The sequence below is a fragment of the Bacillus inaquosorum genome (assembly GCF_023238325.1).
Lineage (GTDB): Bacteria > Bacillota > Bacilli > Bacillales > Bacillaceae > Bacillus > Bacillus inaquosorum.
The window spans coordinates 2,073,843-2,087,593 of the sequence record NZ_CP096592.1 but is presented as its reverse complement, the minus strand read 5'-3'; the positions used below and the strand labels follow the sequence as shown (position 1 = coordinate 2,087,593).

At 44.7% G+C, this 13,751-nt stretch carries 6 protein-coding genes and 1 tRNA gene; 6 read left to right on the top strand and 1 reads right to left on the bottom strand.

All coding sequences use genetic code 11. The annotated features are described in order from the left end of the window. Positions 1-78 precede the first annotated feature (78 nt). Together M1M80_RS10120 and M1M80_RS10115 are read left to right on the top strand one after the other, a co-directional pair. Positions 79-624, top strand: coding sequence for a site-specific integrase (locus M1M80_RS10120; protein ID WP_060398741.1), 546 nt, complete (start codon positions 79-81; stop codon positions 622-624). A 52-nt stretch (positions 625-676) separates the two neighbouring features. Next, positions 677-749 (top strand) — tRNA-Arg (locus M1M80_RS10115). A gap of 88 nt (positions 750-837) precedes the next feature. Here the strand turns inward: M1M80_RS10115 and iseA are convergent. Then, entirely contained in the window at positions 838-1,383 is a 546-nt protein-coding gene (iseA, locus tag M1M80_RS10110) for a DL-endopeptidase inhibitor IseA (RefSeq protein ID WP_003241937.1), read from the bottom strand. Between the two features lie 286 nt (positions 1,384-1,669). Between iseA and M1M80_RS10105 the strand changes: the two genes are divergently transcribed. From M1M80_RS10105 to M1M80_RS10090, 4 genes are all read left to right on the top strand, one after another. Then, on the top strand, positions 1,670-3,061 hold the full coding sequence (locus M1M80_RS10105) for an MATE family efflux transporter (RefSeq protein ID WP_060398740.1): 1,392 nt from the start codon (positions 1,670-1,672) through the stop codon (positions 3,059-3,061). A 132-nt stretch (positions 3,062-3,193) separates the two neighbouring features. Continuing rightward, a complete protein-coding gene (galM, locus tag M1M80_RS10100; protein WP_060398739.1) occupies positions 3,194-4,171 on the top strand; it encodes an aldose 1-epimerase in 978 nt (325 codons plus the stop codon). Positions 4,172-4,205: 34 nt separating this feature from the next. Then, positions 4,206-5,684, top strand: a complete 1,479-nt coding sequence (gene dacB, locus M1M80_RS10095) for a D-alanyl-D-alanine carboxypeptidase/D-alanyl-D-alanine endopeptidase (RefSeq protein WP_060398738.1) — start codon at positions 4,206-4,208, stop codon at positions 5,682-5,684. A gap of 370 nt (positions 5,685-6,054) precedes the next feature. After that, positions 6,055-13,740: a non-ribosomal peptide synthetase gene (locus M1M80_RS10090; RefSeq protein WP_134980948.1), complete on the top strand. Its 7,686-nt coding sequence runs from the start codon at positions 6,055-6,057 to the stop codon at positions 13,738-13,740. The last annotated feature ends 11 nt before the right edge of the window (positions 13,741-13,751 follow it).

Genomic DNA, 13,751 nt, shown 5'->3' with positions numbered 1-13,751 from the left:
TTGACTTTCAACGTTTTTCAGCTATAATAGTAACATAGACCTCAAAACGTTACATAACGGTTTTTAAGGAGTTTTTGGATGCATATTGTACAGCCGATTCGCAGTTTAGAAAAAATTCAAGATGTAAAACAGTATTTGCTAAACAAAAACAAGCGGGATTATTTTCTGTTTATTTTCGGCATCAACAGCGCGCTCCGCATTTCTGATATTCTGCCGCTTCAAGTGAAGGATGTTAAAAATAAAGATCATTTATGGGCGACTGAAAGCAAAACGAAAAAGAAAAGGAAGATTCTGATTTTAGAATCGCTGAAACACGAAATATACGAGTATACGAAAGACATGAAGGAAAACGAATATCTTTTTAAATCTGTCCGGACCAGGAAGCCGATTTCCCGCATTCAGGCCTACAGAATTTTAAGAGAGGCCGCCGCGGCGTGCGGACTCGAGGAGATAGGGACGCATACGCTGCGGAAAACGTTCGGCTATCATTTTTATCAGCGGACAAAAGACATTGCCGAGCTGCAGAGAATACTAAATCATTCATCACCCTCGATTACAATGCGGTATATCGGTATTGATGAAGATACGACAAGGGCCGCGTATAAGGTTTTTGGAGGACTTTAATACAAACCGCTTGAAAATATTTATCATCAGAGCTACTATATAAATACCAAAAGCTCTAGTAGCACAGCGGATAGTGCAGCAGTTTCCTAAACTGCAGGTCGGGAGTTCGAATCTCTCCTAGAGCGTTATATGACAAAATGACAATGGGCTTTTGGCCTGTTGTCTTTCTTTATGCCAAATAAAAAAACGCCCGCTTATGCAGGGCGTTTTTTCTTATATAACTGCGTCAAATTGATTGACTTTCCATTTTTTATTTTCTTTTACAAATGTCACTTTCCGTTTCGCTGCAGGTGATCCGTCTAAAGTAGGAACGGTAAATTCGTATGTGACTGTGCCGCCTTTTTTAGAGATCAGTTTAGCAGTTGATTTTTTCCAATTTAAAAGGTTGTCACCGTCGCCGATTGGCACGGCTAGTTTTCCTTTTGAAACAGTGAAGTGATAGTCTTTAAAGCCTTTTTCGATTGCTGTTTTTGTGAAAATAGGAGTTAAGTAATTCACTGCTTTTGCTTTAGTGCCTAGGTCACTGCACATGTACACGTATTGAAGATTTTGATACTCAAAAGTGCCTGATGGGCAAACTGCTTTTTTCGCTTTTGGATTGTGGCCGCTCATTGTGTTCCAAAAATGCTCTCTTGCTGATAACGCCAGCTGCAGTGCTTGTTTTTGTGATAAATCACCTGAAGTATTTTTCGCAAATGCATTTGTGCTTAATGACAGAATAAGTGCAATAGTTGTTAGAAATAGAAAACATTTTTTCATTGTAGTTCACTCCTTCAAAATCTCTTTCTCTTATGTTACAAATGTTACAATAATTACGGATAGATTACAATACTTTTGCATAAATTATTTTTTATTCTTTTACTCACAAGGAAATAGGCTGTTACTTGCTAGTTTATTCTTCATAAGCTAAAAAGATGTGTAAAATTAGAAGAATCGGGAAGGGTTTCATATGTACAGTGATGAATAATATCATGTTACATATCCTGTTTTTGTCAAAAGAATAGGATCATGTTTACAAACGAATGCAAATAAAGGAGCTTTCAATATGGAAACATCACAAGAACAACTTTTAACTCAGAAGAAAAGCAATCCATCTGTCTGGCGGTCTATGTCACTCTTTTTAGTTCCGCTGCTGCTAAGCAATGTACTGCAATCAGTCGGCCAGCTAGTCGGGATGATGGCTGTAGGCAGATGGCTTGGTGTTGATGCGGTTGCAGCTGTATCATCCTTTTTCCCGTTATTTTTTCTTTTAATCTCATTTACAATTGGGATCGGTTCAGGAAGCTCAATCCTGATCGGACAAGCCTACGGGGCGAAAAATGAGGAACGGTTAAAGGCTGTTGTCGGGACGACGCTCACGTTTACGTTTTTATTAGGAGTTGTGTTAGCCGTCATCGGCAGTATTTTCACCTTGGATATTCTTCGTTTAATGGGCACGCCTGAAAATGTAATTCATGTCAGCGCCAGCTATGCACGTATTTTATTTTACGCGATGCCGTTTATGTTTTTATATTTCGCTTATACAACATTTTTGCGCGGAACAGGGGATTCTAAGACACCTTTTTATACGCTGATTGTGAGCACGGTCATTAACATAGCGCTTTTGCCTGTCTTGATCCTTGGCATGTTCGGTTTTCCGAAACTGGGCATATACGGCTCCGCATATGCAACCGTTATTTCCACGATTGCGACTTTTATTGTGTTAATGGTGTATTTGCGAAAACGAAACCATCCGCTGCAATTTGATAAAACAGTGCGCCGTTATTTGAAAATGGATAAAGAACTGCTGGCTCTCCTGCTGCGCCTCGGGATTCCATCAAGCATCAATATGATTCTCGTCTCATTATCAGAGATAGCGGTTATTTCATTCGTCAACCATTATGGCTCTAGTGCGACAGCTGCATACGGCGTGGTCAACCAGGTAGCCAGCTATGTGCAGATGCCGGCCGTCAGCCTTGGTATTGCGGTGTCTATATTCGCCGCGCAATCGATCGGAGCGAACGAGTTTGGCCGCCTAAAACAGGTAATTCGTGTCGGGATTTGGCTGAATTATATCATTGGCGGTGTGCTGATCATTCTGATCTATGTTTTTTCACATCAGATTTTAGGATTATTTTTAACAGAACAAGAGACGCTTTACATTGCGCACCGTCTCTTGATGATTACATTGTGGAGTTACTTACTCTTTGGAAATGCCCAAATTATTTCTGCGACGATGCGGGCAAGCGGAACGGTTTTATGGCCGACCGTTATCAGTATTTTTGCCATCTGGGGAGTAGAGGTGCCTGTCGCGTTCGTACTTTCCCACTACACAAATCTTGAAATACTCGGCGTCTGGGTTGGCTATCCGGCTGCGTTTGCCGTCAGCTTGCTGTTGATTTATGGGTATTATCAATTCGTTTGGAAAAAGAAACAGATTACACGTCTCATCCAATAGCATCCCGAATCACACCGTTCAACATTTGAACGGTGTTTTTTGTTTGATAAAGAGAAAACATAAATGGAGGAAATATGGCACATTACATTGAATTCTTATACAAGCAATGAATCAAGGAGAGGTTGAGTACACATGGCAAACGATATTGAGAAGATTACGTATTTAGGAACACCTGCCATCAAAGCAGGCAACGAACATATAGAAATGATTGTCGTTCCCGAGTGGGGGAGCAACGTTATTTCTCTTGTGGACAAAACGACACAGCTTCAGCTTTTGCGTGAACCGGAAACAGCAGAAAGCTTTCATGATACACCAACATTGTATGGCATTCCGATCCTGTTTCCGCCTAACCGGATAAGTGACGGTACATTCAGTTTCCGGGGCAGAACATATCATTTTGATATCAATGAAAAGGATAAACACAACCATCTTCATGGGTTTCTTTATCAGGAAAAATGGAACGTAGTGACCATGAAGCAAACTGATGAAGAAGTGATCGTTGAAACTGAAATTGACCTTTCAGAGCTTCCCCATGTGTATAAGCAATTTCCGCATCATGCCGTCGTTCGGATGACATACACGCTAAAGGGGAATACTCTATTTAAACATGCGACGGTCATGAACAATGGAAAGGAAGCGTTTCCATGGGGAATCGGCTATCATACTACATTTGTTTTTCCAGAAGAAAGCTCGTTATTCTCCCTGACAGCAGATCAGCAATGGGAGTTGGATGAGCGCCTGCTGCCGACCGGGAAACTGATGGATGTACCGAATAAAGAAGCCTTGCATGAAGGGATGGATTTACGCAGCCAGCAGCTGGATGATGTCTTTTTATCTTCTTATCAGAAAAGAGGTGGAGAAAATCAGGCAGTCATTTATCATCAGCATGCACATATAAGCATTATTTATAAGGCAGATGAACAATTTAAACATTGGGTTGTATACAACGCGGACGGAAAGCAGGGATATTTATGCCCTGAACCTTACACATGGGTGACAAACGCTGTGAATCTTAATGTGTCTCCATCACTCACTGGTGTACAAGTGCTGGAGCCGGGAGAAGAAACGACAGCCAAAAGCAGTATCACCATTGAACTGAATCATCAATAGCCCATGATGAGGCGCAGAGAGGCGGGGTAAAAAAATGAAAAAAAGCATAAAGCTTTATGTTGCTGTTTTGCTGCTTTTCGTCGTTGCTTCGGTACCTTATATGCATCAGGCTGCGCAAGCGGCTGAAAAACAAGGTGCACTTGCCGGGCAGATCGATAAGATTTTAGCTGATCATCCTGCACTCGAAGGCGCAATGGCCGGCATCACCGTTCGTTCTGCGGAAACAGGCGCTGTTCTATATGAGCATTCAGGAGACATCCGAATGAGGCCCGCCTCTTCTTTAAAACTTTTGACAGCGGCCGCATCACTTTCTATTCTCGGAGAGGACTATTCCTTTACAACCGAGGTCCGGACGGATGGCAAATTTAAAGGGAAAAAGCTGAATGGAAACCTTTATTTGATAGGGAAAGGAGATCCGACACTTTTACCATCTGATTTTGAAGAAATGGCTGAGAAATTGAAACAATCCGGCGTGAAAGAGATCAAAGGCAATCTGATCGGTGATGATACGTGGTATGATGACATCCGATTATCGCCTGATATGCCGTGGAGTGATGAATACACATATTACGGCGCGCAAATCTCCGCTTTAACAGCGTCTCCGAATGAAGATTATGATGCAGGCACTGTGATTGTAGAGATCACCCCGGGTAAAAAAGAGGGGGAAAAGCCTGCCGTTTCTGTATCTCCGAAGACGGATTATGTAACGATTAAGAACGATGCCGAAACGACTGCGGCTGGCCAAAAGAAAGACCTCACGATCGAAAGAGAGCATGGAACAAACACGATCACAATTGAAGGGAGCGTACCGGTTGACGCAAGCAAGACAAAGGAATGGATTGCTGTCTGGGAGCCGGCTGGATACGCTTTGGATTTATTTAAGCAGGCACTAAAAAAACAAGGAATTACTGTAAAAGGGCACGTCAAGACAGGCACTGCGCCCGGTTTTTCAGACGTGTTAATCTCTCATCGCTCAATGCCTCTGTCAAAACTATTTGTGCCGTTTATGAAATTAAGCAATAACGGACATGCCGAAGTGCTCGTAAAAGAGATGGGGAAAGTGAAAAAAGAAGAAGGAAGCTGGGAAAAGGGACTTGAAGTATTAAACAATGCGCTTCCGGAATTTGGTGTTGATCCCAAATCACTTGTCTTAAGAGACGGATCAGGTGTCTCCCATATTAATGCTGTATCCTCAGATCAAATCTCACAGCTGTTATATGACATTCAAGATGAGAAATGGTTCTCAGCTTATCTAAATTCTCTGCCGGTTGCGGGCAATAGTGACAGGATGATAGGCGGAACACTGAGGAACCGGATGAAAGACACTCCTGCACAAGGAAAGGTAAGGGCAAAAACCGGATCGTTAAGCACAGTCAGCTCTTTATCCGGGTACGCAGAAACCAAGAGCGGAAAAACCCTTGTTTTTTCTATTCTTTTGAACGGATTGATTGATGACGAGGATGGAAAAGATATCGAGGATCAAATCGCTGTCATCTTGGCAAATCAATCATAGCGTCAGACCTGTTTTCCAAGGAAAACAGGTTTTTTTATGTCTTCAATAATATTCCGGTCGCATCTGCCAACAAATAGAAAGATTACGCGCAACAGCAAATTAGCACAATTGAAAAATTAGTGTGTAAGACCCGAATCAGAATGATACTTTTATCACTTTATATTAAAAAATTTGATGAAGAAAGAAACCAAAACTAAAGAAATAATACTATATTCAAAAAAATGTTATAAAAATTTAATATTTTTTATTGTACTTTAAAAAATATCCGTTAATATAGTGCATATATGGATTATATAGTCATATAATTTCTTTTATTGTTATTTTTCTACTTTTTTCTTACTCTCTTATTATGAGAACTGGAGGGAATCCGTTGAGCCAACATACTTATTCTTTAACCCATGCCCAAAGGAGAGTGTGGTTTACCGAACTGCTGGAGCCAGGTACCAGCATTTGCAATCTTACGGCCTGTGTGAAATTCAGAGGCAATATTGATCTTGATGTTCTAGAGGGCGCGCTGAATCATTCCATCTCCCGCAACGACGCCATCAGGTTTCATCTGTTAGAAGGAGAAGAGCTTGAGCCGCGATTGTACCTTACTGAATATAAATATACTTCACTGGGAATAATAGATTTTTCAAATGTTGAAATGATAGAAATAGAGCAATGGATACAAGAACAAGCGAGAATCCCATTTAAACTATTCAACTCGCCTCTTTATCAATTTTATCTCCTTAGAATCCACAATCATGAGGTTTGGCTGTTTGCTAAATTCCATCATATTATAATGGACGGCATCTCCTTAAACGTGATGGGAAATCAAATTATAGATCTTTATCAAAAAATGAAAAAGCAAGATCCTTTACCCGATCAGCCTGAACCTTCTTACTTGAGCTACATCGAAAAAGAGAGTCAATATTTACAGTCTTCACGTTTTGCAAAGGACCGTTTATTTTGGACTCAAACCTTTCAGAATCCGCCGGAATACCACTCGTTAGCCGGCCAGACGTCTTTACAAAAACAGAGCACATCCGCATCCAGAGATACCATCACCCTTTCACCTCATCTAGGGCAAAAGATTCGAATCTTTTGCGAAGAACAAAAGATCAATATCATTTCCTTATTTATGGCTTCATTTTACATATGCATCAGCCGGATCACTTCTAAAAAAGACCTTGCCATCGGCACCTACTATGGCAACAGAGGGTCAAAGGCTGAAAAAGAAATGCTCGGCATGTTCGTCAGTTCTCTTCCCATCAGAATAACGGTTGATCCTGACGCGGACTTTCTATCCTTTGTCCGCAGAGTAGGCAGGGAACAGCTTTCCGTTATGCGTCACCAACGGTTTCCTTATAATTTGCTGGTAAATGAATTAAGAAAAGAACAGAAGGATTTACACAACCTTATCGGTATATCTATGCAGTATCAACCGCTCCAATGGCACAATGCAGACGGTTTTGACTATGAAACGGCGCTTTATTTCAGCGGATACACCGCGAACGAGCTTTCTGTTCAAATACAGGAACGGACAGACACAGGAACTATTCAATTAAATTTCGACTATCAAAATACCTTGTTTTCTCTTGATGATATTAAGCGAATACAGAACCATCTGCTTACGTTACTGGAAAACGCCCTTCAACATCCGCACAGTTTCATAAAAGAATTAGATATGACTAATATAAGAGAGAAACAAAAATTGTTGTATGAGTTTAATAAGACGGAAGCTGTTTCGCCTGAAGCCCCGACCCTGCACGGACTGTTTGAACGACAGGCGGCTTTCACACCGGAGCGGCCAGCCATCCGCTTTTCCAGCGGTTCGCTGACGTACGCTGAGCTTGACATGTATGCCAGCCGGCTGGCTGCGCGCCTCGCGGCACGCGGCGTCACGAAGGAAAGCATCGTCGGTGTCCTGTCTGAACGGTCACCTGAAATGCTGATAGCTGTACTTGCTGTCTTGAAGGCAGGCGGGGCGTATTTGCCGCTTGATCCTGCATATCCAGAGGAGCGGCTGAGCTACATGCTGAAAGACAGCGGGGCCGCGCTCTTGCTGACGCAGCCGGGATGTTCCGCACCGAGCTTTTCCGGAGAGATGCTTGAAGTGGACATGGCATCTCTTGCGAGCGAAAAAGCAGAAAACGATGTGTTTACTCCTGCTGACGGCGGTTCTCTCGCCTATGTCATCTATACGTCGGGCTCCACCGGGAAGCCAAAAGGGGTAGCCGTTGAGCACCGCCAGGCTGTTTCCTTTCTGACTGGCATGCAGCGTCAGTTTCCGCTTCAGGAAGATGACATTGTCATGGTGAAAACCTCTTTTTCCTTTGATGCGTCTGTGTGGCAGCTGTTTTGGTGGTCCCTTTCCGGCGCTTCGGCTTATCTGCTTCCGCCCGGATGGGAAAAAGACCCGGCATTGATCGTACAAGCCATTCATCAGGAAAGTATTACAACGGCCCATTTTATTCCGGCTATGCTGAACAGCTTTCTGGATCAAGCGGAAATCGAAAGGCTGAGTGACGGGACAAGCCTGAAGCGTGTATTCGCCGGAGGTGAACCGCTTGCGCCCCATGTGGCAGCCCGTTTTGCTTCTTTATTGCCGCAGGTATCGCTGATTCATGGCTACGGGCCGACAGAAGCGACGGTTGACGCGGCATTTTACGTGTTGGACCCAGAGCGGGACAGGGATCGCTTGCGGATTCCGATTGGAAAACCCGTACCCGGTGCGCGTTTGTATGTTTTAGATCCGCATTTAGCCGTACAGCCTTGCGGGGTCGCCGGCGAACTGTACATTGCCGGATCGGGTGTGGCCAGAGGCTATTTGAATCGGCCGGCATTAACGGAGGAGCGTTTTCTTGAGGACCCGTTTTACCCGGGTGAACGCATGTACAAAACCGGGGATGTGGCGCGCTGTCTTCCTGACGGACATGTTGAATTCCTCGGCCGTTTGGATGATCAAGTCAAAATCAGGGGCTACCGTATCGAGCCTGGAGAAATTGAAGCAGCGCTTAGAAGCATTGAAGGCGTCAGAGAGGCAGCCGTTACCGTTCGGACAGACAGCGGCGACCCGGAATTATGCGCCTATACAGAAGGACTAAGAAGAAACGAAGTGCGGACGCAGCTTGAAAGACTGCTGCCGAGCTACATGATCCCAGCTCATATGATAGAGATGGAACAGTGGCCGGTTACGCCAAGCGGAAAGCTTGACCGAAACGCCCTGCCAGCTCCTGACGGAGCGGCAGATGAGGAGACCTACACGGCGCCGAGAAATGTGACAGAGATGAAGCTTGCCCAGCTGTGGGAGGACGTGCTGAAAAACGGCCCTGTCGGGATTCACGACAACTTTTTTGATCGCGGAGGACATTCCTTAAAAGCAACCGCGCTTGTTTCACGGATCGCCAAAGAATTCGATGTACAGGTGCCGCTGAAAGATGTGTTTGCCCATCCGACGGTAGAAGGGCTGGCTTCCGTTATCCGTGAAGGAACGGACAGTCCATATGAAGCGATGAAACCGGCTGAAAAGCGCGAGGCCTATCCGGTTTCCTCCGCGCAAAAACGGATCTATGTCCTTCAGCAGCTGGAGGACGGAGGGACAGGCTACAATATGCCGGCTGTGTTAGAGCTGGAAGGGAAGCTGGACCCCGAAAGGCTGGACAGGGCTTTCAAAGAGCTGATCGAGCGCCACGAGTCGCTTCGGACATCCTTCGAACAGGACGAAAGCGGCGAGCCGGTGCAGCGCATCCATGACGAGGTGCCGTTTACACTACAGACAGCAGTCCTCGGCGAACAAACCGAACAGGAAGCCGCAGCCTCGTTTATTCAGCCGTTTGATCTCAGCCAAGCGCCGCTGTTCCGTGCCCAAATCGTAAAGGTATCAGATGAGCGGCACCTGTTGCTGGTTGATATGCATCACATTATTTCAGATGGTGTTTCCGTCAATATTCTGATTCGGGAATTCGGAGAGCTTTACAACAACCGGATCCTTCCGGCGCTTCACATTCAATATAAAGACTACGCCGTATGGCAGGAAGGATTTAAAAAAGGAGATGCGTACCAGACGCAGGAGGCGTACTGGCTGAAGCAGCTCGAGGGCGAGCTGCCGGTGCTGGATCTCCCGGCTGATCATACCCGCCCGCCGGCGCGGAGCTTCGCAGGTGACAAGGTCTCATTTACGCTTGATCAAGAGGCCGCATCAGGCCTTCATAAGCTGGCACGGGAAAACGGAAGCACACTGTACATGGTGCTTCTAGCGGCTTACACAGCGTTATTGTCCCGCTTAAGCGGACAGGAAGATATCATCGTCGGATCACCAATCGCCGGCCGGCCGCACAAGGATCTTGAGCCGATACTCGGCATGTTTGTGAACACGCTGGCGCTGCGGACACGCCCGGAGGGCGGGAAGCCGTTTGTGCAGTATTTGCAGGAAGTGCGCGAGACAGCATTGGGAGCCTACGAGCATCAGGATTATCCGTTCGAAGAGCTCGTCGACAAGCTTAAATTGACGCGGGATATGAGCCGGAATCCAGTTTTTGATGCGATGTTTATCCTTCAAAATATGGAAAAGCAGGACATGGATCTGGAAGAGATAAAAGTCCGGCCCGCCAATTTCGCACATCACATTTCTTTATTCGATATCACACTAATAGCAACGGAAACAGATGGAGCCATTTGCTGCGAATTGGAATTTAGTACGGAAGTATTCCTGAAAGCTACGATTGAGCGCTGGGCAGCTCATTTTATCGAATTTCTGCATGCGGCACTTTCTAATCCTGAAACAAACCTTTCACAAATAAACATTCTTAGTCATCAAGAAAAACAAAATATAGTCTTTGAATTCAACAAAACTCAAATTGAATTTTCTCAAAAAGATGTTCCTTTTCATCGCATATTTGAAGCGAGAGCTGAAGAAACACCAGAACATATAGCTGTTATTGATGACGAAACACAGATTAGTTATCGGCTTCTAAACGAAAGAGCCAATCGACTGGCACGGACGTTGCAAAAAAGAAAAGGGACGAAGCCAACTGTGGCTGTTTTAGCCAAGCGGTCCATTGATGCAATTGTTGGAATCCTAGCAGTGATGAAAGCTGGCGGAGTGTATATCCCAATCGATTCACATTATCCAAAAGCTAGAATTGAATACCTTCTCCGTGATAGCGGAGCAGACATTCTTCTTTTGCAGCAGGAGTTGAAGCATTTGATTTCAAACTCATCTGAATGTGATATATCTCACATCTGCCTTGATGATGAGAGCTCTTATGAAGAAAACAGCTGCAACCTTGACTTATCTCCTGCTCCTGAGGATGTAGCATATATCATTTATACGTCAGGAACTACGGGCGCGCCTAAAGGCGTTATTGTCACCTATCGGAACTTTACCCATGCAGCTCTTGCTTGGCGGCAAATTTATGAACTGGATCAGAAGCCTGTCAGACTGCTTCAAATGGCGAGCTTTTCATTTGATGTCTTTTCAGGAGATTTAGCGAGAACATTGATCAACGGCGGGACTCTAATCGTTTGCCCGGATGAAAAGCGGCTGGAACCTGCTGAATTATATGGAATCATGAACTCTCGGCGAATCACGATAATGGAGTCAACGCCGGCTCTCATTATCCCAATTATGGAGTATGTATACCGTAACAAGCTCAAGCTTCCTGATTTAGACATATTGATTCTTGGTTCCGACATGGTGAAAGCTCAAGATTTCAAAACATTGACAGAACGCTTTGGACAAAGCATGCGCATTATCAATAGTTATGGCGTCACAGAAGCAACGATCGATTCCAGCTGCTATGAAACAAGGATGGGAGAAGAGTATACGGGAGATAACGTCCCAATTGGCAGCCCGCTACCGAATGTACACATGTACGTACTCAGCCAGACTGATCAAATTCAGCCGATTGGCGTTGCCGGCGAGCTATGCATCAGCGGAGCAGGTGTTGCGAAAGGCTATCATAATAAACCTGACTTAACGCAAATGAAATTTACAGAAAATCCATTTGTCTCCGGAGAAAGGCTGTACAGAACCGGTGATCGAGCCTGCTGGCTTCCAAACGGAACGATCAAGCTTCTTGGCCGAATGGATTATCAGGTGAAGATAAATGGATACAGAATTGAAACAGAAGAAATTGAAAGTGTTCTGCTTCAAACCGGGCTGGTCAGAGAAGCTGCTGTTGCCGTTCAGCATGATAAGAATGGACATGCTGGTTTAGCAGCATATATTGTGCCTTCAGACGTCAATACGAATACTCTCCGTGCTGCTTTAACAAAGGAGCTGCCGGCATATATGATTCCCGCGCATCTGATTCCTATAGAAAAACTGCCGCTGACCCTAAACGGAAAGCTGGACAAAAACGCCTTGCCGGCTCCAAATGATGTGTTCACACGTCCATATACGGCACCAGTTAACGACATACAAAAAACGATAGCGGAAATATGGGAAGATGTCCTGTCCATTGCTCGAGTCGGCATTCACGATTCCTTTTTTGAGCTTGGTGGAGACTCAATAAAAGCATTACAAGTGGCAGCGCGACTGGCCGCTGAAGGCTGGAGCATGACAATACGTGACTTATTCCGTTATCCAACGATTCAGGAGCTAAGCGGACATATCACACCATTGGCATCTCAAGCTGATCAGGGACCTGCTGAAGGTGAAGCTGATCTCGCTCCGATTCAGCGAAGATTTTTCGGACAGGTTCATGCTTTTCACTACCATTACAACCAGTCCGTCATACTTTTCAGTGAAAAAGGATTCAATACTAATGCACTTCGTCGGGCGCTGCGTAAAATAACCGAGCATCACGATGCAATTCGCATGGTTTTTCAACGAAATCAAAACGGCCATGTCGTTCAGTATAATCGCGGAATGAATCACAAGGATCATGAACTGTTCGGCCTTCACATAGCAGACTGGACAAAAGAATCACTGGAAAGGACTCAGCTTGATGAAAAACTAGCCGCTGAGGAAATCGGCATTCAAAGCAAAATGAATGTACAAAAAGGGCCTCTGCTGCAAGCAGGTTTGTTTAAAACGGCAGAAGGGGACCATTTGCTGATTGCGCTTCATCATCTTGTGATAGATGGCGTTTCTTGGAGAATACTGCTTGAGGATTTAGCTGCAGCATACCAGCAGGCTTTAGAAAAACAAGAGATCCAATTACCGCCAAAAACGGATTCTTATTTGTCCTACGCCAATGGTCTTGCACAAATTGCTGAAAGCAAACAATTGCTTGCAGAAAAATCATATTGGCAATCAATTTTGGACGCTCACACTGCTTTTCTGCCTAAGGACACGGAAAATGTGCCGGGAAGACTGCAAATGAACAGCGATACAGCGGCGTTTGTACTATCCGGGGACTGGACTGAAAAATTGCTGTTTGAAACCCAGCAAGCCTATGGCACTGATGCCAACGAACTTTTGCTTACGGCGTTAGGAATGGCGCTTTCTGAATGGACAGGGCATGACCAAATCGTGATCAGCACTGAGGGACACGGTAGAGAGGGGCATGTGCCAAACATTGATATTTCACGGACAGTTGGATGGTTTACTTCCATTTATCCTATTCTGCTGGACATGAGTATTCCCGAGCTTTTCGAGGATCAGCTCGCATACCGAATTAAGACGACAAAAGATATGCTGAGAAGGGTACCGAACAAAGGAACTGGTTACGGATTGTTAACACAGATAGGAGAACTGCAGTATAAAGAGCCTGAGGTCAGCTTTAATTATCTCGGCCAATTCAGCGAAGAGAAGGAAGCTGAAACGTTTCAATTATCATTTTACCGGCCTCGTTACGAAATAGCGGGTGGGAGAGAACGAGAGTATGAGCTGGACATCAATGCTCTTATTACAGACGGACGGCTTCAAGTAAAAGCGGTATACACCCAAGTGTTCAGCCAACACTCAATTAAGTGTTTTATGGATCGTTTTCACAGGCATCTTATCGAGATGATTGAGCATTGTTCTCAGAAAAAAATACGCGAAAAAACGCTGAGTGATTTCAGCAATAAGGAATTAACGTTGTCTGCATTATCTAGCATCGAAGATCTCGTGAAAGATCTTTAACTTTTGAAAAG

Excerpts from the sequence above, each read along its gene's own strand:
- M1M80_RS10120 (WP_060398741.1), top strand. The coding sequence starts at position 79 with ATGCATATTGTACAGCCGATTCGCAGTTTAGAAAAAATTCAAGATGTA.
- iseA (WP_003241937.1), bottom strand. The coding sequence starts at position 1,383 with ATGAAAAAATGTTTTCTATTTCTAACAACTATTGCACTTATTCTGTCA.
- M1M80_RS10105 (WP_060398740.1), top strand. The coding sequence starts at position 1,670 with ATGGAAACATCACAAGAACAACTTTTAACTCAGAAGAAAAGCAATCCA.
- galM (WP_060398739.1), top strand. The coding sequence starts at position 3,194 with ATGGCAAACGATATTGAGAAGATTACGTATTTAGGAACACCTGCCATC.
- dacB (WP_060398738.1), top strand. The coding sequence starts at position 4,206 with ATGAAAAAAAGCATAAAGCTTTATGTTGCTGTTTTGCTGCTTTTCGTC.